The sequence below is a fragment of the Collimonas sp. genome (genome assembly GCF_035566375.1).
In the GTDB taxonomy this organism is placed as follows: Bacteria; Pseudomonadota; Gammaproteobacteria; order Burkholderiales; family Burkholderiaceae_D; genus Collimonas.
The window spans coordinates 1-25,944 of the sequence record NZ_DATMRK010000018.1 but is presented as its reverse complement, the minus strand read 5'-3'; the positions used below and the strand labels follow the sequence as shown (position 1 = coordinate 25,944).

Annotated in this window: 18 protein-coding genes; 10 read left to right on the top strand and 8 right to left on the bottom strand. The window is 57.8% G+C overall.

Going from position 1 to position 25,944, the window contains the following annotated elements:
- Window positions 1-19: 19 nt before the first annotated feature.
- The 4 genes from fdhF to VNZ60_RS04760 all read right to left on the bottom strand — a co-directional run bounded on the left by fdhF (window position 20) and on the right by VNZ60_RS04760 (window position 6,895).
- Window positions 20-2,887, bottom strand: coding sequence for a formate dehydrogenase subunit alpha (gene fdhF / locus VNZ60_RS04775; protein WP_325657277.1), 2,868 nt, complete (start codon window positions 2,885-2,887; stop codon window positions 20-22).
- Window positions 2,888-2,938: 51 nt separating this feature from the next.
- The gene (locus VNZ60_RS04770) at window positions 2,939-4,501 is read right to left on the bottom strand and encodes a formate dehydrogenase beta subunit (protein ID WP_325657276.1); all 1,563 of its coding nucleotides are present in this window, start codon (window positions 4,499-4,501) and stop codon (window positions 2,939-2,941) included.
- Window positions 4,498-5,013 carry a formate dehydrogenase subunit gamma gene (locus VNZ60_RS04765; RefSeq protein ID WP_325657317.1) on the bottom strand — a complete coding sequence of 172 codons (516 nt, stop codon included), beginning with the start codon at window positions 5,011-5,013 and terminating at the stop codon, window positions 4,498-4,500. The genes VNZ60_RS04770 and VNZ60_RS04765 overlap by 4 nt, the downstream gene beginning before the upstream one ends.
- Window positions 5,014-5,257: 244 nt before the next feature.
- The gene (locus VNZ60_RS04760) at window positions 5,258-6,895 is read right to left on the bottom strand and encodes an OFA family MFS transporter (protein WP_325657275.1); all 1,638 of its coding nucleotides are present in this window, start codon (window positions 6,893-6,895) and stop codon (window positions 5,258-5,260) included.
- Window positions 6,896-7,072: 177 nt separating this feature from the next.
- Here VNZ60_RS04760 and VNZ60_RS04755 point away from each other — a divergent pair, with 177 nt between their 5' ends.
- Complete coding sequence (locus VNZ60_RS04755) at window positions 7,073-8,149, top strand: substrate-binding domain-containing protein (RefSeq protein WP_325657274.1); 1,077 nt, start codon at window positions 7,073-7,075, stop codon at window positions 8,147-8,149.
- Window positions 8,150-8,196: 47 nt separating this feature from the next.
- Here the strand turns inward: VNZ60_RS04755 and VNZ60_RS04750 are convergent, their stop codons facing one another.
- A complete protein-coding gene (locus VNZ60_RS04750; protein WP_325657273.1) occupies window positions 8,197-9,225 on the bottom strand; it encodes a MerR family transcriptional regulator in 1,029 nt (342 codons plus the stop codon).
- Window positions 9,226-9,560: 335 nt separating this feature from the next.
- Between VNZ60_RS04750 and VNZ60_RS04745 the strand changes: the two genes are divergently transcribed.
- The 4 genes from VNZ60_RS04745 to VNZ60_RS04730 all read left to right on the top strand — a co-directional run bounded on the left by VNZ60_RS04745 (window position 9,561) and on the right by VNZ60_RS04730 (window position 12,898).
- Window positions 9,561-10,340 (top strand): basic amino acid ABC transporter substrate-binding protein, encoded by a 780-nt coding sequence (locus VNZ60_RS04745; RefSeq protein WP_325657272.1) that lies wholly within the window; start codon window positions 9,561-9,563, stop codon window positions 10,338-10,340.
- 15 nt (window positions 10,341-10,355) lie between these two features.
- Window positions 10,356-11,162: a basic amino acid ABC transporter substrate-binding protein gene (locus VNZ60_RS04740; RefSeq protein ID WP_325657271.1), complete on the top strand. Its 807-nt coding sequence runs from the start codon at window positions 10,356-10,358 to the stop codon at window positions 11,160-11,162.
- Window positions 11,163-11,206: 44 nt separating this feature from the next.
- Entirely contained in the window at window positions 11,207-12,001 is a 795-nt protein-coding gene (locus VNZ60_RS04735; protein ID WP_325657270.1) for a basic amino acid ABC transporter substrate-binding protein, read from the top strand.
- A 153-nt stretch (window positions 12,002-12,154) separates the two neighbouring features.
- Window positions 12,155-12,898 carry an amino acid ABC transporter permease gene (locus VNZ60_RS04730; protein ID WP_325657316.1) on the top strand — a complete coding sequence of 248 codons (744 nt, stop codon included), beginning with the start codon at window positions 12,155-12,157 and terminating at the stop codon, window positions 12,896-12,898.
- A gap of 65 nt (window positions 12,899-12,963) precedes the next feature.
- Here the strand turns inward: VNZ60_RS04730 and VNZ60_RS04725 are convergent, their stop codons facing one another.
- Both VNZ60_RS04725 and VNZ60_RS04720 read right to left on the bottom strand, forming a co-directional pair.
- Complete coding sequence (locus VNZ60_RS04725) at window positions 12,964-16,296, bottom strand: UvrD-helicase domain-containing protein (protein WP_414648775.1); 3,333 nt, start codon at window positions 16,294-16,296, stop codon at window positions 12,964-12,966.
- A complete protein-coding gene (locus tag VNZ60_RS04720) occupies window positions 16,287-19,022 on the bottom strand; it encodes a PD-(D/E)XK nuclease family protein (RefSeq protein ID WP_325657268.1) in 2,736 nt (911 codons plus the stop codon). Before VNZ60_RS04720 ends, VNZ60_RS04725 begins: the two co-directional genes overlap by 10 nt.
- Window positions 19,023-19,348: 326 nt before the next feature.
- Between VNZ60_RS04720 and trxA the strand changes: the two genes are divergently transcribed.
- Both trxA and rho read left to right on the top strand, forming a co-directional pair.
- Entirely contained in the window at window positions 19,349-19,675 is a 327-nt protein-coding gene (trxA, locus tag VNZ60_RS04715; RefSeq protein ID WP_325393033.1) for a thioredoxin TrxA, read from the top strand.
- A gap of 104 nt (window positions 19,676-19,779) precedes the next feature.
- A complete protein-coding gene (rho, locus tag VNZ60_RS04710; protein ID WP_061532391.1) occupies window positions 19,780-21,042 on the top strand; it encodes a transcription termination factor Rho in 1,263 nt (420 codons plus the stop codon).
- A 118-nt stretch (window positions 21,043-21,160) separates the two neighbouring features.
- Here the strand turns inward: rho and VNZ60_RS04705 are convergent, their stop codons facing one another.
- On the bottom strand, window positions 21,161-21,793 hold the full coding sequence (locus tag VNZ60_RS04705; protein WP_325396710.1) for a TetR/AcrR family transcriptional regulator: 633 nt from the start codon (window positions 21,791-21,793) through the stop codon (window positions 21,161-21,163).
- Window positions 21,794-21,899: 106 nt separating this feature from the next.
- On the opposite strand from VNZ60_RS04705, the gene VNZ60_RS04700 reads away from it, so the two are divergent.
- From VNZ60_RS04700 to tcuC, 3 genes are all read left to right on the top strand, one after another.
- Complete coding sequence (locus VNZ60_RS04700; RefSeq protein WP_325396711.1) at window positions 21,900-22,640, top strand: 3-oxoacyl-ACP reductase family protein; 741 nt, start codon at window positions 21,900-21,902, stop codon at window positions 22,638-22,640.
- Between the two features lie 22 nt (window positions 22,641-22,662).
- The gene (locus VNZ60_RS04695) at window positions 22,663-24,231 is read left to right on the top strand and encodes an MFS transporter (RefSeq protein ID WP_325657267.1); all 1,569 of its coding nucleotides are present in this window, start codon (window positions 22,663-22,665) and stop codon (window positions 24,229-24,231) included.
- A 156-nt stretch (window positions 24,232-24,387) separates the two neighbouring features.
- Window positions 24,388-25,674, top strand: coding sequence for an MFS transporter (gene tcuC / locus VNZ60_RS04690; protein WP_325657266.1), 1,287 nt, complete (start codon window positions 24,388-24,390; stop codon window positions 25,672-25,674).
- Window positions 25,675-25,944: the final 270 nt, after the last annotated feature.

Here is a 25,944-nt window from a genome sequence, read left to right as displayed (position 1 = left end):
CCCTCCTTTTTTTGCGCTGTTATTTGCTGACCGCTGCCTCGGCCGCATGCCCAGTCTGCCCCTGCAACAGCTTCAACTGCTGCTCGGTGAAGCGACTGAACTGCTTCTGCCATGCGGACGGCTGGCTGACCGGCATGACCTGCACCGCAGTGACCTTGTATTCAGGACAATTGGTAGCCCAGTCGGAATTATCGGTGGTAATCACATTGGCGCCCGATTCCGGGAAATGGAAGGTGGTGTAGACCACGCCCGGCTGCACCCGTTCGGTCACCGTAGCGCGCAGCACGGTCTGCCCGGCGCGCGATTCGATGCCGACCCAATCGTCATCCTTGATGCCTCTGTCCTCGGCGTCGTGCGGATGGATCTCCAGCCGATCCTCGCTATGCCATTCGACATTCTCGGTACGCCGGGTCTGGGCCCCTACATTGTATTGCGACAAGATCCGCCCGGTAGTCAGGATCAGGGGGAATTTCTGCGTGATCTTTTCATCGGTGGCAAAGTATTGGGTATTGATGAACTTGCCCTTGCCGCGCACAAACTGCTTGATGTGCATGATAGGCGTGCCTTCCGGCGCGGCGTCGTTGCATGGCCACTGGATGCTTCCCAGCTGCTCCAGCCTGGCATAGCTGACGCCGTGGAAAGTAGGCGTTAGTGCCGCGATCTCATCCATGATCTGCGACGGATGCTGGTAGTTCATCGGATATCCCAGCGCCTCGGACAAGGCCACTGTGACTTCCCAATCCGACTTGCCGCCCTTGGCCGGCATCACTTTGCGCACCCGCGAGATGCGCCGTTCGGCATTGGTGAAAGTGCCGTCCTTTTCCAGGAACGACGATCCCGGCAAGAACACATGGGCATATTTGGCAGTCTCGTTGAGGAACAGATCCTGTACCACGATGCATTCCATCGCGGCCAATGCAGCGGTGACGTGCTGGGTGTTTGGGTCCGACTGCACGATGTCCTCGCCTTCGCAGTACAGGCCCATGAAGCTGCCGTCGAGCGCGGCATCGAACATATTCGGAATCCGCAAACCCGGCTCGGGGCTGAGGGTGACGCCCCAGGCTTGTTCGAACTCGCCGCGCACGGTGCTGTCCGAAACGTGGCGATAGCCTGGCAATTCATGCGGAAACGAACCCATGTCGCAGGAACCCTGGACATTGTTCTGGCCACGCAAGGGATTGACGCCGACGCCTTCGCGGCCGACGTTACCGGTTGCCATCGCCAGGTTGGCGATGCCGATCACCATGGTTGAACCTTGCGCATGTTCGGTCACGCCGAGACCGTAATAAATCGCGCCGTTGCCTGCGGTAGCAAACAGGCGTGCCGCGCCGCGCAATTGGTCTGCCGGGACACCGGTGATAGCGGCCGTCATTTCCGGCGAATTCTCCGGCCGCAGTACGAATTCCTTCCAGTCGGCATACGATTTCTGGTCGCAACGCTCGGCGACGAAATCTTCTTTCTGCAAGCCTTCCGACAGGATCACGTGCGCCAGCGCGGTGATCAAGGCGACGTTGGTGCCGGGCCGCAGCTTGAGATGGTAATCGGCTTGTACATGCGGCGACTTCACCATCTCGGTGGTGCGCGGATCGATCACGATCAGCTTGGCGCCTTGCCGCAAGCGCCGCTTCATTTGCGAGGCAAACACCGGATGCGCAGCGACCGGATTGGCGCCTATCACCATGATCACGTCCGATTTCATGACCGAATCGAAAGTCTGGGTGCCGGCCGATTCGCCCAGTGTTTGTTTCAAGCCGTAGCCGGTAGGAGAATGACAAACCCGAGCACAGGTATCGACGTTGTTGTTGCCGAACGCGGCACGCACCAGTTTTTGCACCAGATAGGTTTCTTCATTGGTGCAGCGTGAGGAAGTGATGCCGCCGATTGAATCCTTGCCATGTTTGGCCTGGATCCGGCGGAATTCGCTGGCGGCATAAGTCAGCGCTTCGTCCCACGATACTTCGCGCCACGGATCGCTGATCTTGCTGCGTATCATCGGCTTGGTGATCCGATCCTTGTGCGTCGCGTAACCCCAGGCAAAGCGGCCCTTGACGCAGGAATGACCATGATTGGCCTGACCGTCCTTGTGCGGCACCATACGCACCACTTCGTTGCCCTTCATCTCAGCCTTGAACGAACAGCCGACGCCGCAATAGGCGCAGGTAGTAATCGCACTGTGCTCGGCCTGGCCCATCATGATCACGGTCTTTTCGGTCAGGGTCGCGGTCGGGCAGGCTTGCACGCAAGCGCCGCAGGAGACGCATTCGGAATCCATGAAGTCTTGCATCTGCCCGGCCGAGACCCGCGATTCAAAACCGCGGCCGTCGATCGTCAGCGCGAACGTGCCCTGGGTTTCTTCGCAGGCGCGCACACAGCGGTTGCAGACTATGCATTTGGAAGGATCGTAGGTGAAATAAGGATTCGATTCATCCTTTTTCATCTTCAGGTGATTCTCGCCGTCGTAACCATAGCGGACTTCGCGCAAGCCGGTCACGCCCGCCATATCCTGCAGTTCGCAATTGCCATTGGTGGGGCACGTCAGGCAATCCAGCGGATGGTCCGAGATGTACAGCTCCATCACGCCGCGCCGGATATCGGCCAGCTTGGGTGTCTGGGTCCGGACTTTCATGCCGGGCTCGCATGGCGTGGTGCAAGACGCCGGATAACCCTTTTTTCCGTCGATTTCGACCAGGCACAAGCGGCAGGAACCAAACGGCTCCAGGCTATCGGTGGCGCATAATTTCGGGACGTTGATGCCGGCTTCAACTGCGGCTCGCATGACGGAAGTGCCGGCCGCCACTGCGACGCTGACGCCGTCGATTTCCAGTGTCACCAATTGCTCGGCTTGCCTGGCAGGTGTGCCGTAGTCGAATTCGTTAAGCTGATTCATCACATGCTCCTGGTTCCGATGGAACGTGGGTGGTGTTGGTTATGTGCGCTTTCAGGCGGCCTTGTCGACCGCGCCACTGGCGAAATCTTCGGGAAAATGATCGAGTGCCGACAATACCGGCAACGGCGTCATGCTGCCCATTGCGCATAAGGAACCGTTGATCATGGTGTCGCAAAGATCTCGCAACAAATGAATTTGCTGAATCTTGTCTGCACGACCGGCGACGATCTTGTCGATCACTTCCACACCGCGCGTCGAGCCGATGCGGCAAGGCGTGCATTTGCCGCAGGATTCAATCGCGCAGAATTGCATCGCATAACGCGCCTGCCTGGCCATGTCGACACTATCGTCAAACACCACGATGCCGCCATGGCCCAGCATGCCGCCAACGGCGGCCATGGCTTCATAGTCGAGCTTGGTATCGAACAGCGATTCCGGCAGATACGGCCCCAGCGGACCACCCACCTGCACTGCGCGTATCGGCTTGCCGCTGGCGGTGCCGCCGCCAAAGTCGATCAGCAATTCGCGCAAGGTCACGCCGAACGCCTTTTCGACCAGGCCGCCATACCGGATATTACCTGCCAATTGCATCGGCAAAGTGCCGAGCGAGCGCCCCATGCCATAATTTTTGTAGAAGGCCGCACCGCGCGCCAGGATGATAGGTACCGAGGCCAGCGAGATCACGTTATTGATCACGGTCGGTTTGCCGAACAAACCTTCGATCGCCGGCAGGGGTGGCTTGGCGCGCACCACGCCGCGCTTTCCTTCCAGACTTTCGAGCAAGGCGGTTTCTTCGCCGCAGATGTAAGCGCCGGCGCCTTTGCGTACTTCCAGATGGAAGGTATGGGGCGAACCAAGGATATTCTCGCCGAGATAGTGATGGCTGTTGGCCGTGCTGATTGCCTGGTTCAGCGCGGCGATCGCATGCGGATATTCCGAGCGGACATAGATGTAGCCCTGGCTGGCACCGACCGCCAGCGCCGCAATCGTCATGCCTTCGATCAGCATGAAAGGATCGTCTTCCATCACCATGCGATCCGAGAAAGTACCGGAGTCGCCTTCGTCGGCGTTGCAGACGATGTATTTTTGCTGGCTCTGCGCGCCCAGCACCGTCTTCCATTTGATGCCGGTCGGGAAAGCCGCGCCGCCTCGGCCGCGCAGACCGGAATCCAGCACTTCTTGCACCACTGCCGCACTGGGCAGCTCCAGGGCGCGCCGCAAACCGGCATAACCCTCATGCGCCAGGTAATCGTCCAGCGACAACGGATCGGTGACGCCGACCCGGGCGAAGGTGAGACGCTCCTGATTTTTCAAATAGGGAATTTCTTCGACCAGGCCGAGAGCCAGACGGTGTTGGCCGCCCGCCAGGAAATCGGCGTCGAACAGGCTCGCCACGTCGTCCGGCTCGACCGGCCCGTAGCCGATGCGGCCGGCGGCGGTTGCCACTTCAACCAGCGGTTCCAGCCAGAACATGCCGCGTGAACCGTTGCGCACTAGATTGATGGCCAATCCGCGCTGCTGCGCCTGTTGCACAATTGCTGCGGCGACTTGCTCAGCGCCGAGAGCGAGTGCGGTGGAATCGCGTGGCACGTAGACGGTAATAGCGGTACTCATAACGCACCTCGCTTGGCGCGCAGCAACCGGTTGAATTTGTCGTTGCTGACGCGCGCATGCAGATCGTCGTCGATCTGCATGTTCGGACCGCAGGCGCATTGGCCCAGGCAATACACCGGCTCCAGGGTGAACTGGCCGTCGCTGCTGGTGCCATGGAAATCGCAACCGAGTGCGGCCTTGGCGTGCTCCGCCAGTGCGTCTGCGCCCATCGCCTGACAAGCTTCGGCGCGGCACAACTGCACTATGTGGCGCCCGGCCGGTTGCTGGCGGAAGTAGTGATAGAAGCTGATCACGCCATGCACTTCGGCACGTGACAGATTCAGCTGATCGGCAATCAAAGGTACCGTCGACGGCGGTATGTAGCCGAGCGCGTCCTGGATCGCATGCAAGACCGGCAGCATGGCGCCGGGCATTGTCTGGTATTTTTGAATAATGGCATTGACCTGATCGAGGTCGACAGATGGCTGCGACGGTACAGCTTGCGAAACTTGAGCGCCTTGCTTGATGTGCATCTTCACGACAGTCTCCTACCGGTATTCGGTACTACAAAAGGTGCGCGGATTGGATGTTTTTATTATGACGTCATGCACCTTGACCGGCGCACAACGGTGCGTCTTGAGCCCCTACACTAATCCGTTAATACTTTTACTGCATGCGTTTTTACGACAACATCTTGCCTGCCTGGGACAGGGCAATTCACCTGTACTGGCTCTCAAGCCCTGTCCCTTCATGCCTTACTTAAGCCCTACCTAAGTCTTACTTAAACAATACTGCCGATTTTTGCAAAGTGATCGAGATCCCCCAAGCCAGAGGAATGATCACCGCCGCCCACGACAACCACAGCGCCGCCGGATTGCCGCCGCTGCCGATGCTCGCCATCACTTCAGACGCCAGCACAGCGCCGCCGTTGACTGAAGCCTGTTCATGCGCCAGTTGCTTTTCACGCGCCAGCTCTTCCGGCGTCATGAAATGTTTTTCAGCAATCGGTTTCAGCATCAGATTGCACAACAAACCCAATACCAGCATGCCGGCCAGGATATACATCGTGGTGTTGTAGACAGACTCACGCGGCATGCCCAGCGAGATTTGATATTCGCGCATGTAGTTCACCACTACCGGTCCGAGGATGCCAGCAGTCGCCCAGGCAGTCAGCAGGCGGCCATGGATCGCGCCCACCATCTGGGTCCCGAACAGGTCGGCAAGATAGGCCGGCACCGTGGCAAAGCCGCCGCCATACATCGACAGGATCAGGCAAACCGCGATCACGAACAGGGCTACGCTGCCAGTCGCGCCCGACCAAGGCAAGCTCACATACAACACGAAGCCGAGGACAAAGAACACCACATACGTCATTTTTCGACCGATATAGTCTGAGCATGACGCCCAGACGAAGCGGCCGCCGATATTGAACAGACTGATCAAGCCGGTAAAGCCGGCGGCAATCGCTGCAATCGCACTTTTTTGCTCAAGCGACAATTCGGTAAATTTGGTGCCGGCGCCGAGCAGGTGACCGCCGAACATTTCTTGCAGCATAGGCGACGCCATGCCGATCACGCCGATACCGGCCGAGACGTTGAGGCACAGCACCAACCATATCAGCCAGAATTGCGGAATGCCCCAGACTTTGCTGGCATGCACGTGATTCTGGGTGATCATGGCGTTGCCGTTGGTTACAGGCGGCGTCCAGCCAGCCGGTTTCCAGCCGCTAGGCGGAATCCGGTAACCGAAGGCGCCGGCCATCATGAACACAAAATAAATCACAGCCATGACCACAAAGGTCTGCCAGACGCCGACCGAGGTAGCGCTACCAAAATACTTCATCAGCTTGTCGGCCAACGGACTGCCGATCAGCGCGCCGCCGCCAAAACCCATGATCGCCATGCCGGTCGCCATGCCGCGCCGATCCGGAAACCACTTGATCAAGGTCGATACGGGGGAAATGTAACCTAGTCCCAGACCGATGCCGCCAATCAAGCCGGAGCCTAGCCACATCAGCCAGATCTGATGATGGTAGACGCCTAAGGCTGAGATCAGCAAACCGCCGCACCAGCACAAGGCGGCGACAAAACCGGCCTTGCGCGGGCCGACGTGCTCCAGCCAGCCGCCCCAGATGGCAGCCGATGCCCCCAGCAATACGAAGAACATCGTATAGATCCAGCCGAGCATCGAAATCTTCCAATCGCAAGTACTTGCGAATATTGACGCAAGGAAACTCATGTCCTTGGAGCAGGCCAGCGATTCCTTGATTCCGATTGCCTTCGACAGCGGCAGCCAGAACACTGAAAAACCGTAGGCCATGCCGATACATAGATGAATTGCCAACGCCGCCGGCGGCACCAGCCAGCGGTTGAAACCTGGACCTGCAATGGTCCGTTCTTTATCTAGAAATCCCACTTTTCCCCCCGGAAATAAAAAGGCTTATATGTACCATAGGTAATTAGTTACATATAGTTCTTATAGAAAATATTTTTGTTCCAACGGATATATCGCATATATGTCGCCTATATATCGTTTATAAGCATGCAAAATATCACTGGTGAGCTGCCTACTCAATAGGCTATATTTTGCATAATGTATAAAGTCAAAATCAAGCCACATTGGGAAATCTCGCGCGACGCCGAGCCGCCGCTGGATACCGCTGTGTTATTGACCTTGCTCAGCGCGATCCAGGAAACCGGCTCCATCGCCAACGCTGCCAAAAAAATCGGCAGCTCTTACCGCCATGCCTGGGGCTTGCTGCGTGATGCTGAACAGTTGTTCGGCCATCCCTTGGTAGAAACCGGGCGCGGGCGCGGCAGCCGCTTGCTGCCATTGGCGGGAAAACTGATCTGGGCCGATCGCCGCATCGCGGCGCGCTTGTCGCCGACGCTGGAAACCCTGGCGTCGGAGCTGGAAGGCGAGCTGAGCAAAGCGGTAAGCAGCCAGCCACCTGTGATCCGCCTCAACGCCAGCCACGGTTTCGCCGTCGCCGCGTTGCTGAATCAGCTGAATGAACGCCATCTGCCGGTAGATCTGCGCTATCGCAATAGCGCCGATGCGGTGGCGGCGCTGGCGCGGCAGGAATGCGACCTGGCTGGCTTTCATGTGCCCTTGGGGAAATTCGAAGAGGCGGCGGTGGCCAGTTATGGTCATTGGCTGGATAAACACAAGCATTGCCTGATTCACCTGGCGGTGCGTAATCAAGGCTTGATGGTGGCGCCGGGCAATCCGAAAAACATCGCAGGCCTGGCCGATTTGAGCCGCCAGGGCGTGCTGTTCGTCAATCGCCAGCCGGGTTCCGGCACCCGCATGCTGCTGGAGCTGATGCTGTCCGAGCAAGGGTTGTCGCCAACTGCTATCGACGGTTTCGAAACTGCCGAATTCACCCACTCCGCGATTGCCGCCTTTATCGCCAGCGGCATGGCCGATGTCGGCTTCGGCGTGCAGACTGCCGCCCAGCGCTTCGGCCTGGATTTCATCCCGCTGATCCGTGAGCGCTATTTCTTTGCCCTCTCGACTGCCGCCATGAAAGAGCCGCTGATGCAGCAGGTCATCGGCATCTTGCAATCCACCTCGTTCCGCGAAATAGTCGATCAGCTCAGCGGCTACGACGGCAGCGCCACCGGCGAGATCCTGTCGCTGTCGAAAGCGTTCAAGAGCCTGCAATAAAAAACTGCCACCATCCGTGGTCCGGGTGGCGGCAGCGTGGTCCTATCTCAAGATGCCGGCTTAAGAATGGCAAGCGCCTGCCGCAGATAGGCCAGCAATGCCTCGTTGATCCAGGTGCCGCTGGACAAGCTCGGCTCTTGCGTCATGGCGTTGCGGATTTTCTGTTGGGTTACGGGGTCATCCCCCGCATAGGAGCGGAACAACTCCATCCAGACCTGCGCCAGGCGCTGCGGCTCTGGATCGCCGGGCGCGGCGCCGTCGTCCATCTGCTTGCGCAAAGCGGCAATCAGCGGCGGCCATTCCTGCATGCGCTTGCCATAGTTGGCGCGCACGAAGGCAAATTCGGCCGGTGACAGATACTTCTGGTACACCTTCAGCTTGCTCTCGGCGAAGGCCTGCATCACATAGGCGATCATGGCCGGCGAAATCCCGGTCTGTTCCTGCATTTCCGGTTCGTTCTCGTGCATCAGCCGGAGTTTGGCGAACAAGGCCGGATCGACCAAGGTATCGCGCTCCACCATATTCATCCAGCGCACCGCCAGCGCTTGCGCCTGCTCGCTGCTGGCCGGCGTTCCGTCTTGGATCAGCGCCGTTACCTGCGCCACCAGCGTAGCCCACTCCTGGCGCCGGGCCGAATCGGCCTGGTAAAACGGCAATTGCTTGAGTTCTTCCTGGGTAAAATATTTATCGTACATGGTCATCAGCTCCATCGTTGTCAGCCATTCGGCCAGTTCCGGCTCTTCTCCCGCCATGAACTGCTGGCGCAAGCCGGACAAACGGTCGCGCAGCCGGACTGACTGGGCGATTTGCTCGTCGAGCATGCGGATCTGCTGTTCGATGACGGCCGCCAGAGACAGCTCCGGCCGGGTCAATAGGGCTCCGATCTCGGTCAGCGATACCCCCAGACGCCGCAGTGCTTGCACTTGATGCAAGCGGGCGATGTCGTCGCGGTTGTATAGCCGGTAGCCGGCGTCGGAACGCGCCGAAGGAGTAAGCAAGCCGATTTCGTCGTAGTAATGCAGGGTCCTGACCGTCAGGCCACAGCGTTTGGCCAATTCACCTACTCGCAACAACATAGTCTTGCTCCTTTTTTCTTAAGCGCCGATTGATTCTGAAACCTCACGTGACGTCAGGGTCAAGCAGCTTAGCGTAAAAAATCCTATCACCGCATTTGCGGTGGCCGAACCCCGCAGGTATCACTTATCTGCAACGCATCTATATAAATCATTGTTATTTGCATAGATGAATCTAAAATAGCGGCTTATTCCACACAACATTGCTAGTATCGCAATCTTTGACTTGAGGCGCTTTGACTTGAGGCGAAATACCGCCAGCGGTTAGCGTTCTTGAGCAACGGTTTTGATTGCGATGCGAACTGGAACACTCGACCGATTTTTACAGGAGATACTCAATGAAACGCATTTTCAATCTGGGTTTGTGCGTACTCGCTCTGTCGCTGACAGCTTGCGGCAAGCAAGAACCGAAAACGGCGGCAGCGCCTGCCCCGACCGAATACCTGGTCGGCGCCGAAGCGACTTTTGCACCGTTCGAGTATCAGAATGAACAAAAGGAAATCGTCGGCTTTGATGTCGACGTCATGCACGCCATCGCCGACAAGGGCGGCTTCAAGATCAAGTTCGTCAACACGCCGTTTGAAGGCATCTTCAATTTCCTGGCGCAGGGCGACCGCGATCTGCTGGCCTCGGCCATCACGATTACCGACGAACGCAAGCAGACCGTCGATTTCTCCGAGCCCTACTTCGAAGCCAATCAGCTGATCGTGGTGCCGAAAAATTCGACGGTCACAAAATTTGCCGACTTGAAGAGCATGAAAGTGGGCGTGCAAAGCGCTACCACCGGCGATGAGATCGTGCAAAAGGAATTGGGCAAGAGTAACCCCAACATCAAACGCCTGGAATCGGCGACGCTGGTCATGAAAGAGCTGGAAGGCGGCGGCGTCGAAGCGGTGGTGTCTGACAATGGCGTCATCAAGAACTACATCAAGAACAATCCATCCGAAGGCTTCCGTTTCATCTCCGATCCGGCCTTCCCTAAAGAGTACTACGGCATCGCGGTCAAGAAGGGTAACGCCGAACTGCTGGCCAAGGTTAACAAGGGACTGGCGGCGATCAAGGCCGACGGTACTTACGACAAGATCTACGCCAAGTATTTTGCCGAGACGTCCAAATAACCGCCGGGAGAGAACATGAAACAACGATATCTGCCGGCACTGACTCTGGCATTGCTCTGCTCACTTGCGGTTTTGGCGGGATGTGGCAAACAGGATGGCAAATCTGCGGTGACTGCAAATGCAGCAAACGCAGCAAATACTGAATACGTGGTCGGCGCCGATGGCGCTTACGCCCCCTTCGCCTCCGAGAACGAACAAAAAGAACTGGTCGGTTTCGATGTCGAGATCATGAAAGCCGTGGCTGACAAGGCCGGCATCAAGATCAAAATCGTCAATACGCCATTCGACGGCTTGTTCAACGCGCTGGCCCAGGGCGACCGCGACATCTTGATTTCCACCATCACGATCAACGACCAACGCCGTCAAACCATGGATTTCTCCGAGCCCTACTTCGTGGCCAAGCAGCTGATCGTGTTGCCGTCGAATTCGAAGGTCGCTAAATTCGAAGATCTGAAGTCGATGAAAATCGGCGTCCAGAGCGCCACCACCGCCGATGAAGCCGCACAAAACCTGGTCGGTAAAAACAGCCCCAGCGTCAAGCGTTTCGAATCGATGCCGCTGGCGTTTCAAGAACTGGAAGGCGGCGGCGTCGACGCCGTGGTTGGCGACAATGGCGTCGTCACCAATTTCGTGAAGAACAATCCAGGCAAGAATTTCCGCATCGTCAACGATCCGGGTTTCCCGAAAGAGTACTACGGTATCGCGGTCAAGAAGGGCAATGCTGAACTGCTGGCCAAGCTCAACCACGGTCTGGAACAAATCAAGGCGGACGGTACACAAGACCGGATATACAAGAAATATTTCGCTGACGAGAAAATATAACCCGGTCGCAAGCTCACTACCCGATTTATTTTTGCGAGAACACCATGAAAAAAATGTTAAGCCGCTATCTGCCGCTGTGCGCTCTCAGCATGAGCCTGCTGGCAGTCGGCGCCTGTAGTAAGAAAGAAGAAGCGCCGGCGGCTGCCGCCAAACAGAGTCTTTACGTGGTCGGGGTTGAATCGGCTTATGCACCGTTTTCCGCCGAGAACGAAAAGAAGGAAGTGGTCGGTTTCGATATCGATTTGATGAAAGCGATCGCGGCAAAAATCGGCATCGAAGTGAAATTCATTCCGACGCCGTTCGAAGGCATCTTCAATTTCCTGGCCCAGGGTGATCGCGACCTGCTGATTTCAGCCATCACGATTACCGATGAGCGCAAGCAGACTGTAGATTTTTCGGCGCCGTATTTCGAAGCCAGCCAGTTGATCGCCGTCCCGCAAGGCAATACCTCGGTCAAGCAGTTCAATGACTTGAAAAGCATGAAAATCGGCGTGCAAAGCGCGACCACCGGCGACGAAGTAGTCCAAAACCTGGTGGGCAAGAACAACCCCAGCATCAAGCGCTTCGATTCGACCACGCTGGCTTTGAAAGAACTCGAAAGCGGTGGTGTCGATGCCGTGGTGGCCGATGATCCTGTAGTCAGGAACTACATCACCAACAATCCATCCGCCAGCTTCCGCGTAGTGACCGATGCCAGCTTCCCCAAGGAATACTATGGCATCGCTGTACGCAAAGGCAATACCGAGCTGCTGGCTAAAATCAATCAGGGCCTGGCAGATGTCAAGGCTGACGGCAGCTTTGCCAAAATTAACGAGAAGTACTTTGGCAGCGCTAAATAATTAGCTGTAAATCCCCAGCAGACCGCCTGTTTTTGGCGGTCTGCGGCAACTACGATATAATTTCGCGCTAAATTTCAGTAGCTTCTTGTGTAACCCGGGCAGCCGGATTACATGTCCACTCAGCCCGTCACACCGTTTCTTCTCAATACACTTATGGATTTTCGCTGGAGCATCATACAAGGCTACGCGCCGCTATTCGTCAAGGGCTTCTTCATGACGGTTCAGGTCGCCGTGATCAGTATCATCATCGGCACCATCCTGGGCTTGTTGCTGGGCATGCTGCGTCTGGCCGAGATCAAGCACGGTCCGTGGAAATGGCCGTTCCGCCTGTTGAAGGGGCTGGCCAGCTTCTATGTCGCCTTCTTTCGCGGCACGCCGCTGTTCGTACAGATCCTGCTGATTCACTTTGCTGTGATGCCGGTCCTGATCCATCAAGACAATGGCTTGTTGATCTCGGGTGAACTGGCGCGCACCATCAAGCAGGATTACGGCGCCTTCATCTCTGGCATCGTGGCCTTGTCCTTGAACGCCGGCGCTTATATTTCGGAGATTTTCCGTGCCGGCATCCAATCGATCGATCGCGGCCAGTCTTATGCGGCGTCTAGTCTCGGCATGGGTTATAAGCTGACCATGCGTTACGTGGTGCTGCCGCAAGCGTTTCGCCGCATGCTGCCGCCGCTCGGCAATGAAGCGATCACCCTGCTCAAGGATTCGTCACTGGTATCGGCCATCGGCCTGGCCGAGCTGGCTTACGCAGCACGGACCGTGGCCGGAGCCTATTCGCGTTATTGGGAACCGTACATCACGATTTCGGTGGTCTATTTCGCCATGACCATGATCCTGGCGACACTGGTGGGCCGGCTGGAAAAGAAATACGCAGCGCCGCACCATCGTTGATTGCGCGCTAGCCGTGATCTGAAAAAGCCCTTATCTCCATTCAGGAAATAAGGGCTTTTTAACGGCTAGTCGATTTCCGACAAACGCCCATCTACTGTCAGCAAGGCCGTGCGCAAGCGTTTATCCGTGAACACTGCCTGCGCCGCCTGCCGATAGCCACGCAACTGCGCGGTATAAGCCGCGCGCTCGCTATCGAGCAGATTGCGCTTGTAATCCAGGATCCACACCTCTTCCTCGAAGATCACCACGCGGTCAAAACGCAGCACGGCGTTGTCGGCGATGATTTCCATTTCATTGCGTGCGTGCAGATGCATGGCCGGATTAAAGAAATGTTCCAGTTCGACCTGCGCCAGAATGGTCTGCGCTTGCTGCCTGACCAGCTTTGCCAATGCTGGCGGACACGGCAGCCAGCGCGCAATCGTCTCGGCCTCCGGCAGCAGCACCGGCCATTGGCCATGCTGGGTAACTCGCTCCAGCAAGCCGTGCAAAGCGATGCCTTCGGCGATCGCCTGGTTATCGAAAGTCGCGGCGACGGCAACCACGGGCGGCGGCAATTGCGGCGGATCGAATATCTCTTGCTCGAATCGTTGGGCGTCTGCATCAGCGGCAGCGGCAGCGTGTTCCGCGCCTGCATCCAAGCTCGCCTCTGGCACATGCTCAAGCCGTGCATACCAGCTGTCGTCCGTCACACCTCCGCTCCGGCCGGCGACGCCGCTAATGATCAGCAACTGCTTGGCGCGAGTGGTTGCGACGTATAACAGATTCCAGTCTTCCTGCGTCTTGAAACCTTCCTCAGCCGCAAACAAAAGATCGCGTGCAGCACCACGTTCAGCGCTGCTGCCGAAGGCGGAAAAGTGCCGCGGCGCTTCCTCGTCCTGCTGCCAGTCGCACAAGATGCCGTAGTCGTCGCGCGCCGGTTTGCTGTGATTCGCGTCGAGCAGCACCACTACCGGTGCTTCCAGCCCTTTGGCACTGTGTACCGTCAGGATCCGCACCGCATCGGTGGCGGCGTCGATACTGGCTTCGTCAGGGGCGTCGCCGCCGGCGGCGTTTTGCAAGCCGCGCAAGGCGTCGATAAATTTCGGCAAACTGGGATAGCGGCCCGCATCCATATTCAGCGCCAGCTCGACGAAGGCCTCGATATTGCCTATGGCCTGGCTGCGCGACAAAGGCGACGCCGCCTGTGCATAGCGCGCCAGCAATTGCCCGCGATGCAGAATCACGTCAAGCAGATCATGCACCGCCAAACGCGGCGCGGCTTGCAACCATTCTTCCAGCAGTGCAGTTGCGCGTTGCAGCGCGGGTGCGGCGCTTTGATCCGCCGAAGCAGCGCGCAAGCGCGCCCACCAACCGCGCTCGCTGCGTTGCGCCAGGGCGATCAGGTCGTCGTCGCTGGCGCCAAAGATCGGCGATTTCAGCACATGGCCCAATGCCCGCGCATCGTCCGGCGTGATCAGAAAAGTCAGCAAGGCAATCAGATCGGAAATTTCCAGCGATTCCAGCAAGCCGCCGCGCTTATCGGACATGAACGGTATGCCAGCTTCGCGCAGCGCGCTTTCGTAGGCGCCGAGATGACTGCGCTTTTTTACCAACAGCATCACATCCGACCAGCGCAACACGCGGCTGCCATGCTCCTGCCGCACGGTCAGTTCTTGCCTGGCGCGCCATAAAGCTTGCGCCAATTGCTTGCCCTCGTCGCGGCGACGCGCATCTTCCGACTCCTCACGCGCGGTGGTCAATGGATTACGCAAACCCTGCGCCTGTTCTTCTGCCTCCTCATCTGCCTCATCCTCCACTTGCTGGATCAAAGGCAAACGCCAGACCTCGCCACCGACTTCGCCCAGCGTGGTTTGCGCAGAAAACAGCGGATTAGCGTAGAAGCTGGCGTTCAGCACTTCTATGATCGCGCTGGCGTTGCGCCTGGTTTGATTGGCTTGCAACACCGTAGCGCCCTGCTCCTGCAATAGTTTGCGCGCGGCTTCGAAGACCCGCGGTTCGGCGCGGCGGAAGCGGTAAATCGATTGCTTCGGATCGCCCACCACAAACACGCTGGGCTGGCCGGCGTCTTCGCCATAGGCGCTCAGCCAGGCGCGCACGATGCTCCATTGCAGCGGATTGGTGTCTTGAAATTCGTCCAGCAGAATATGCTTGTAGCGGCTGTCGAGCCGGCTTTGCAGATAGGCTGCGCTGTCGGGATTAGTCAGCAAGCGATATGCCTGCCATTCCAGATCGGCGAAATCGAACACGCGCTGCTCTGCCTTGAGCGCCTGATAGCATTCCAGATAGGCGTTGCCGACGCTGAACAAATGCTGGTTCAAACTGAGCACGCTGCGTTCGTGGCTGCGTTTGCGCAGCAACTTGAGCGCGTCCCCAGTTGCAACGAATTGCGCATCAAAAGCATCGAGCGCATTGCCGCCCAGGCTGTTCTCCAGCACTTTCAGAAAATCCTTGGCCTTGCCGTTACTGCGCGGTTTTCCTGCATCGTCGAAAAACTGATGGCAGAGTGCGTCGAAATTATCCGCCGTGGCGCCTGCGGTCAGCGCCATTTCAATCGCGGTTGCGCGCTTCTGATTGGTCGCCGAACCCTGCCCCAACAGCCAGGCAATCTGTTTGATCTCGGACAGGAATCTGGTGTCGTCCCACAAGGACAGGCGAGCGTCGATTTCGGCGTCTTCGCCACACATTTTGCGCAACCATTCCAGCGGTGCATCCACGCCCTGCTGGATCACGGCCCACCATTCGGCACGTTTATCGATGAACGCATTAAGCAATTTTCTGGTGCTGAAATCGCCGACCAGCTGATACAGCGCCAGCAAATCCTGTTTGATCTGGCCATTCTCTTCATCGTTCAGCGATTGCATGAAGCGCAGATAAGCGTCAGCCAGAAATTCGCCGGTTTTCTCGGTCAACGCATAACCGTGCGGCACGCCGGAAGCCAGCGGCGCAATTTGCAGCAGCCGTGCGAACCAGCTATGGAAGGTATCGATCGACAAACTTTGCGGGCTGGCCAGTACCCGCTCATACAGATTACGCGCCGCAGGCAACACATGCATCAGGTCTTGCGGCGCGATACCGCGCTCCAGCAGCAGATTGCGTACTTTGGCGTCCGGCTGCAAGGCCAGGTCGTGCAGCAACTCCAGCAAGCGCTCGCGCATTTCTTGCGCAGCCTTGCGGGTGAAGGTAATCGCCAGTAACTCGGATGGCGCGGCGCCGGCCAGCAACAGCCGTAACATGCGCGCCACCAGCAACCAGGTTTTACCGCTGCCGGCGCAGGCTTCCACTACCACCGAATGCCGGGGATCGCAGGCGGCATTGGTAAAGCTTTGGGTGTCGACTACCGCGCCGTTCATCCGATACGCGCTCGCTACGGAAGTTTGCATGGTTTGATTCATTCCCATGCTCCCTTGCGACACAAGCCACGTACATCGCAATACTGGCAAACCGATGCAACTCCGTTGGCGGGCAAGCCTACACCACGCGCAATCGCTTGCACATTGACGGCAATCTGCGCCGCCAGAGCACGTTGCGCTTCGTCATAATCGGGTGCGCTCACGTCGCCGACCTTGTCTTTAGTAGTTTCCAAGGCCACGTAATGCGCCGCCGCGACCGGGCGATCCGACAGCAACCCGTAGAACGCCAATTGATGATCTTCATGGTCTTTCAGCTTTTTATTCAGCGCGACCAGATTGTTGGTCTTGTAGTCAAGTACCGCGCGCTCGCCGGTGTTGTTCTCATCAATCCGGTCAATCCGGCCGTGCAGCGTCAGTTCGCGATCTGCCAGCTGCATAGTCTTTTCATAAGCCTGTTCGCCGAATACGAAAGACCAGCCCTGAGCTTCGTGTTCATTAGCCCAGACTACATAGGCAGAAATCACTTTTTGCCAGCGCGAGTAATAGCCCAGGGCTGCAGCATTTTTGGCGATGATGCCGTCGAATATTTTTTTTGAAATATCGATCAGCAAAGATTCCCTCTGATTCGCCGGACATGGCTGATCGCGCAGGGTTTCGTGATAAGTCTCCAGGATTTCATGCAGCCAGCCGCCGTAGTCGCGCTTTTCCGGCAGATCGGATAATTCGTCCAGCGAGGCCAGGCCCAACATGCGTCTGGCAAAAAATTGATACGGACAGGCGATAAAACTGTTGTAGGCGCTGGCCGTCAGTCGAGTGGGCGTCAGCTGCGGCGCCGCCGGCGCTGGCATCAGCGAAGGTGTAGCTTGCAAACTCTGCGCGGCAATCGTCATGCGCCGTTCTTGCAGCTCGGGCGCAGCAGCACGCGCCAAGGTCAGTTGCAAGCGCTGGATCCAGGGGCTGACCGGATTCGGTTCGCCATCCTTATGCGCCTGCCAGGACAGCACCACTTGCGGATTCATCGCCAGCAGTTCGACCACATCGCGCAATTGCTGGCGCTGGCGGCTTTCGCGTGTTGCCAGCCCCAGCTCGCGCCGCACGGTATTGGCGAAAAACAACGTCTCTTGCGGTTGCGACGGCAGATGATCGGCATCGGCGCCGACCATCAGCACCGCATCGAAACTGCGCAGACGGGCGCCGTTCAGCGGCAGCATCACCACCCGGCGGTCATTGATGGCGCTGATGAAACTGGTGTCGTCGAGTTGCAGATTGACTAGCGCGCGCCATTCCGAAAAGGAAAATAATGCCGCAAAATCATTAGCCGGCGGCGCAATATTCTGCAGCAGTTGCAAGATCTGCAGGCCGGCCGAATCCGCGCTGAGCGCCGCGCTGACGCCTAACTTATCCAGTGCCGATGTGGTGGTGGCGATCCAATCGCGCAAGTTCTTGCGGCCGCTGAACAAAGCGGCTTGCTGCGCCAGCAAGCTCACCGCCTTTTGCTCCGCCGGCGCGGCATTCAAGGCGTTGATCACGGTGCGCCATTCACCCAGCACGTTGGCGCGCCGCAGCAGCAGCTCTATTTTCATCACTAACGCCGACTTGTTGGCGACGCTGTCCTGCGCATCGTGCAACAGATCGCTGGGCGCTTCGTTCAATACAAACGGCGATTTCAGCAGATCGAGCAGGGCCGTGGTTTCGCCGCGGGAGGTGACCACATCGAACCAGGCGGCAATCGCGGAGGCGGCACGGGTGGTCGATAATTTCCAGCCGGTTTCGTCGGCCACATGAATCTGCGCACGTTCCAGCAAGGCGCGAATGCGCCGCGCCACAACCCGGTCCTGGGCCACAATCGCCAGATTGGTTTTGCCCGACTGCAGCCAATTGATTACCGTCTGCGCACCTTGCACCGCTTCGTCTTCGACGCTGCCGGCTGCACAAAGTGCCAGCTCGGTCGGCAACGCATGATCGGTAGCTGTGACATCAGGACTCTCTTCATCGGTCGACGCTTCCACCATCTCCGGCCACGCCAGCCTATAGGTCGACTGCAGTGCTTGCGCACGCCAATCGAGCGTGATCGTCAGCACTTGCTGGCGCCTGGCGTAGGTGTCGAGAAAAGCTTGCTCCAAAGGCTCCGGCGCCACCGAGCTGATCCAAACTAGTGGCAGGCTGGCGCTTGCAGCTACCTGCTGCATTTGCGCGAAACGCGCCGCGATCGCATCATCGGCGTCCAGCTGGCTTTTCCAGATCGACCACACCAGTTGCGTTTCATCCGACAATAATTTGCGCGCATCCGGCGACAATTGTTCCAACGCGCTTTGCCAGCGTTGCTCCGGATCGCTGGCAGCATCGGCATGCAACGCCGGCAGCAAAGCTTGTGTCAACTCGCCTGATAACGCTAACAGTGTTTGCGCCAGCGGCAGCAGATCGGTATTGCGGCGCGCGGTAAATAATTTTTTCAACCAGCCGTGCTGGCGCAATTCGGCATACAAGCGCATCAGCCGCTCGCTGGCGGGCAGCACATTCGGTGACGGCGGCAAGGTCGCCAGCCAGCCGGACAGGGTAAAGAATTGCGGCGGCACGAAAGTCCCGCCCAGCTCCGCATTCATGGCCGCTTTCAGCGGCTGCGCATGGGCGAAGGTTGGCAACACCACGCGCCAATCGGCGAAATCGCGCTGGTTCTGGCCGCCGCTGGCCTCGCGGCAGGCAGCCAGCAAGGCACGTGCGGCATCCGGCCAGAAGTTGGCAGAAGGCACAATTTGTATGGACTTTAATGGCATGTGGCTCACTGAGGGGAACGGCTCCGGCCGCCCCGCTTGGGGATGGGATGATCTCGCATTTTTGCAACAGATTACCTGTCATTTTATGCGAGGCCTTGAAAAAACAAGATCAAAATAATTACATGGGCCACACTTTTTATTAAAATCGGTTATGATTTAGCGAATATCCCGCCGCAATACCTCTTACCGCACCCACAGAAACTTGAATTCGCGCACGGCATCCCCAGATATTCACTAGAATAGGGAACGCCGCTGGCAACCACCAAGCAGGAATGGTAAGTCGTCTTGGCACACATTGATTCTTTTTCCCTCACACTGAGGAAACCATGAGCGAACATATTAAACATACTACCGACGCATCTTTTGAAGCAGATGTACTCAAATCCGACAAACCTGTCCTGGTCGATTTCTGGGCCGAATGGTGCGGTCCATGCAAGATGATCGCCCCGATCCTGGAAGAAGTTGCCAAGGAATACGGCGACAAGCTGCAGATCGTCAAACTGGATGTTGACGCCAACCAGGCAGTACCTGCCAAGCACGGCATCCGTGGCATCCCAACTTTGATCCTGTTCAAGAACGGCGTCCCGGCGGCACAAAAAGTCGGTGCGCTGGCCAAGGGTCAGCTGACTTCGTTCATCGACAGCAATATCTAATAACAATCGCGGCGGTGCGCCCGCATCGCCGCTTGTGTTTTACTAACTACACCACGCAGTTCCCTCCCCCACCCAATATTTCCCATCCCGGGACACTCATACCTATGCATTTATCTGAATTAAAGGCGTTACACGTCTCCGCCCTGCTAGAAATGGCAATCGGCCTGGACATCGATAACGCAGCGCGTTTGCGCAAACAAGAACTGATGTTCGCGATCCTGAAAAAGCGCGCGAAATCAGGAGAACAGATTTTTGGCGATGGTGCCCTCGAAGTCCTGCCTGACGGCTTTGGCTTCCTGCGCTCGCCCGACGCCAGCTACATGGCGTCTACCGACGACATTTATATTTCGCCTTCGCAAATCCGCCGCTTCAACCTGCACACCGGCGATTCGATCGAAGGTGAAGTGCGGACGCCGAAAGACGGCGAGCGCTATTTCGCACTGGTCAAGGTCGACAAGGTCAACGGCGAATCGCCGGAAGCGTCGAAACATCGCATCCTGTTTGAAAACCTGACGCCGCTGCATCCGAACAAACCGCTGCCGCTGGAACGCGACATGCGCGGCGAAGAAAACATCACCGGCCGCATCATCGACATGATCGCGCCTATCGGCAAAGGCCAGCGCGGTTTGCTGGTGGCTTCGCCGAAATCGGGTAAATCGGTCATGCTGCAGCACATTGCGCATGCCATCACGACTAACCATCCTGACACCGTGATGATCGTGCTGCTGATCGACGAACGGCCGGAAGAAGTGACGGAAATGCAGCGCTCGGTGCGCGGCGAAGTGGTTGCCTCCACTTTCGACGAACCGGCTACGCGTCACGTCCAGGTTGCCGAAATGGTGCTGGAAAAAGCCAAGCGCCTGGTGGAAATGAAAAAAGACGTGGTGATCCTGCTGGATTCGATTACCCGTCTGGCGCGTGCCTACAACACCGTGATCCCGGCTTCCGGCAAGGTGCTGACCGGTGGTGTCGATGCTAACGCGCTGCAGCGTCCGAAGCGTTTCTTCGGCGCCGCCCGTAACATCGAAGAAGGCGGTTCGCTGACCATAATCGCTACCGCCCTGATCGAAACCGGCAGCCGCATGGATGACGTGATCTACGAAGAATTCAAGGGTACCGGCAACATGGAAGTACATCTGGAACGCCGCCTCGCCGAGAAGCGCGTGTATCCTGCGATCAACCTGAACAAGTCCGGCACCCGCCGCGAGGAATTGCTGATCAAACCTGACCAGCTGCAAAAAATCTGGGTGCTGCGCAAGCTGCTGTACAGCATGGATGAAATCGAAGCGATGGAGTTCATCCTCGACAAGATGAAGTCAACTAAGAACAACGCCGAGTTCTTCGACATGATGCGACGCGGCGGCTGATCAAGGTTGATTCTGCCGGCTGACGATCATCTCGACCGCTAACCGAAAAAGTCTGATCCATGCAAATGGATCAGACTTTTTTTCGTATGCGGGATGACATTTCTCATTACCCTTATCTTCAGGCCGCCGATCGAGTTCGTACACGCTTGACTGCTGCGGGCGCGGGCCAGATAAGCATCGCCGTTCGCACCACTCCCTGCAGCGCCGCCTGCGTGACGCCATCGCGTGCTTGCAACGACATACCGTGCAGCACGGTAGTAAAGTAGGCGGTCAACTGATTGATGTCGGTTTCCTTTGGCAATTCGCCATCGGCTATACCCTGCAGCAGGCGCTTGCGGATACTTTGCGCTGAAGCCAGCCGTATCTCGTGCAGGAACACATCCACCGGACGGTTCGACGGCGTGGTGTTGGTGGCTCCCAGCACCACCAGGCAGCCGGTCGGTTTGCCCGGCAAGGTGAGCACGGTGGTGGCCGTCATCAGCATCGCTTCCACTGCCGCACGCGCGGTCGGACCTTGGCGCAGGGCCTCGCCGGTGGCGCTGCCGTCGGTGTCGCGATAATAAGTCACCGCTTCACGGAACAGCGCTTCCTTGCCGCCGAATGCGGCATATAAACTGGGCGCATTGATATTCATCGCTGCCATCAGGTCTGCCAGCGACGTCCCTTCGTAACCACGCTCCCAGAATATTTCCATTGCCTGCCGCAGCGCAGCTTCGCGGTCAAAGCTGCGCGGGCGTCCTCGTTCGGCCATGCATAATCCAATTCAATTTTGTAACAATCGTTAAAAAATAACTTGACAGCAACAACTGTGGTCAGCCAACATTATATAACGATCATTACTTAAATAGGGAAACACGATGTCTAAGTTAACTGGGAAGGTAGCATTGGTCACCGGCGCCAGCCGTGGAATCGGCGCTGCGATCGCGCAACGGCTGGCGCAAGAAGGTGCGGATGTGGCAATCACTTATGTCAGCTCTGCCGGCAAGGCCGATGCCGTGGTCAACGCCATCCATGCCGCCGGCAGACGCGGCCTGGCGCTGGCCGCCGACAGCGCAGATCCTCACGCGACCGTCTCAGCAGTGCAGCGCACGGTACAGGAACTGGGTCGTATCGACATCCTGGTGAGCAATGCCGGCATCGGCTACTGGAAACCACTGGATCAATTTACCCTCGAAGAGTTCGACCGCATCATCGCGGTGAATGTGCGTGCAGTGTTCGCCGGCGCCCAGGCTGCAGCTCAGCATATGGAAAATGGCGGCCGCATCATCACCATCGGCAGCTGCAATGCGGAACGCGTGCCGGCCGCCGGCAGCGCCCTGTATGCGATGAGCAAATCGGCATTGATCGGCCTGACCAAGGGCATCGCCCGCGATCTCGGGCCGCGCGGCATCACGGCAAACCTGGTCCAGCCGGGACCGATCGATACCGACATGAATCCCGCCGACGGCGCGCGTGCAGATTCCCTGCGGGCGTTGATGGCGCTCGGCCACTACGGCAATGGTGAAGACATAGCTGGCCTGGTTGCCTATCTGGCCAGCGCAGAGAGCCGTTTCATTACCGGTAGTGCGCTCACCATTGACGGCGGCTACAACATCTGAAAAGACACATAAGGACTCCAACATGTCAGCAATCCCCACCGCAACAGCGCGTAGCAGTGACAGCAGCGACGCCAAAAACAAAACGATAATCCTGGCTGCGGTTTGCCTGGCCGGTTTGATGATGCCGCTCAGTTTTACCGGGCCGGCAGTCGCCACGCCGGCGATTGCGCGCGAACTGCACGGCAGCCCGATAGCGCTGGCGTGGGTGGTGAATGCCTTTGTGTTGGCGTTCGGCAGTTGCGTGATGGCGGCCGGTACGCTGGCAGATCAGCTCGGACGCAAACGGATTTTTCGCGCCGGCGTGGTCGGCTTCACACTGCTGTCGTTAATAACTGCATTAGCTCCCAACCTGCTGCTGCTCGACTTGCTGCGTGGCGCCCAGGGGGTTGCCGCCGCGCTTGCCATGGCGGGCGGCGCCGCCTCGCTAGCGCAGGAGTTCGAGGGCGCCGCCCGCACCCGGGCCTTCAGCCTGCTGGGCACCACCTTTGGCGTCGGGCTGGCGTTCGGGCCGATCTGGTCCGGCTTCCTGATCGAAGCGCTGGGATGGCGCGCTATCTTTTTTACCGGCGCGCTGATCGGCATGCTGGTACTGGTCTTTGGCCTGCCGCGCATGCATGAAACACGCGACCCGCATGCGCGTGGCATCGATTGGTGGGGCACCTTGAGTTTTACCGCCGCCTTGTCGTTACTGATTTTCGGCATCACACTGGCGCCGCAATCAGGCTGGGCCAGCGTGCCGGTATTGGCGCTGCTGCTGAGCGCTGCGGCCTTGCTGCTGGCATTTATCTGGATTGAACTGCATCAGGAACGGCCGATGCTGGAGCTGTCCCTATTCCTCTATCCACGTTTTATCGGCGTGCAGCTGCTGCCGCTGGCGACTGCGGTCTGCTTCGTGGTGCTGCTGATCGTGCTGCCGATCGGTTTTATCGGGGTCGAAGGTTATAGCGAAATCCAGGCCGGCATGATGATGATTCCGCTATCGGCACCGATGGCCATCGTGCCGTTTGTAGCCGGTGTGCTGGCGCGGCATGTTTCATCCGGACTGTTGTCGGCGCTGGGCCTGGTGACCGCCGCGCTTGGCTTGCTGTGGCTGGCGGCGATACCGCTCGGGCAGCAGTCAATGGCGGTAATCTGGCCGATGCTGCTGATCGGCGTCGGCACCGGCCTGCCTTGGGGATTGATGGATGATCTATCGATCAGCGTGGTGCCGAAAGAACGCGCCGGCATGGCCACGGGTATTTTCTCCACCATGCGTCTGGCTGGCGAAGCAATCGCGTTGGCGGCGGTAGGCGCCACGCTGATGGCGCTGATGCAGTCCGGCCTGCGTCAGCAAGGCGCGCTTGCCGACACCACAATTGCCGCCATCGCCAATGACATGGCTGCCGGTGATTTCAGCCATGCGACGACGCTGGCGCCGCAAGCCGATCTGGCCATGCTGACAGCGGTCTACGCCGATGCCTTCCACACCACGTTGTATGTTCTAGCCGGCCTGACCATAGTGGCCGCGCTGATATCGTTTGCCATGTTGCGCGCGCCGCACAATACGGCAAATCGCAAGCTGCCAGCGCCATGCGAAGCCGCTGAGTTGTGAGCCTGCACGCCGTTGCCATCTCGATGGCTGCGGCGTCTCCCAGGTCGTTCATATTGCACAAGGTCAATAATAGTTTCTGACAATAGATAACCTGAAAACGGACTTCTGGTTAAATGCTATGCTGGCGAACCTCCCTCCCTTCCCCAACGACACATCATGGCGACAACTCAATCCAGCCAATCGAAATTCAGCACCGTTCTACGAGTTACCAGCGGTAACTTCATGGAGATGTTCGATTTTTTTCTGTTCGGCTTTTACGCGACCTACATTTCAAAAACCTTTTTCCCGGCCGGCGATGAATTTGCATCGCTGATGCTGACTTTCATGACTTTCGGCGCTGGCTTTCTGATGCGCCCTTTGGGCGCCATCATCCTGGGTGCGTATGTCGACCGGGTCGGCCGCCGCAAGGGCCTGATCACCACTCTGGCCCTGATGGCGCTCGGCACCATGCTGATCGCCTTCGTGCCTGGTTACGCCAGCATCGGCTATGCGGCGCCACTGCTGGTATTGATCGGCCGTCTGCTGCAAGGCTTTTCGGCCGGAGTTGAGCTGGGCGGCGTCTCGGTCTATCTGTCGGAAATGGCAACCACCGGCAACAAGGGTTTTTATGTCAGTTGGCAATCGGCTAGCCAACAAGTCGCGATCATTGTCGCCGCAGCCCTCGGCTTCGGCCTGCAAGTATGGCTGCAACCTGCGCAAATCGCCGACTGGGGCTGGCGCATACCGTTCTTTGTCGGCTGCATGATTGTGCCGGTACTGTTTGTGATTCGCCGCTCGCTGCAGGAAACCGAGGAATTCATGGCGCGCAAGCACAAACCGGCAGTGCGCGAAATCCTGCGCTCCATGGTCGACAACTGGGGCTTGGTGGTGGCCGGCATGATGCTGGTCTCGATGACCACCGTCTCGTTCTATCTGATTACCGTCTACACGCCAACTTTCGGCAAGAGCGTATTGAAGCTCAGCACTATCGATGCACTGGTGGTTACCTTCTGCGTCGGCATTTCGAACTTCATCTGGCTGCCGGTGATGGGCGCCCTGTCCGACCGCATCGGCCGCAAGCCGCTGCTGCTGGTATTTACCATCCTCACCATCTTGACTGCCTATCCGGCCTTGTCGTGGCTGGTGGCCGATCCGACCTTCCAAAAGATGCTGATGGTCGAACTCTGGCTGTCATTCCTGTACGCCAGTTATAACGGCGCGATGGTGGTGGCCCTGACCGAAATCATGCCGGTCGAAGTGCGCACTGCTGGCTTTTCCCTGGCTTACAGCCTGGCAACCGCGATTTTTGGCGGCTTTACGCCAGCCATCGCCACCGGCCTGATTGAATACACCGGCGACAAGGGTGCGCCTGGCATGTGGATGACTGCCGCAGCGGTATGTGGCCTGTTTGCAACATTATATTTGTACCGTAAAGCCGGCAATCAAAAGGCTGTGGCGGCATAAAACCGCAGCCGGCCCGGGCGAATCACGCATTTACCCGGGCTGCTATCAGAACGGCAAGATGGCTGGAATTTGACTGAAAATCGGTCCCAAGGCACTGATTTCATTGATTTTTCCCGATCCACGGCCGGTTTTATTGTATAATTTGCGGTTTTCCACCCCCGGCAAGTGATCGACAATCGGGTCAAGAAGCAAGACGACCGACGAAGTGATTGATTGGCTACCACTCAATTGAGGCAATTATGAAAGACGGCATTCACCCAAATTACCGCG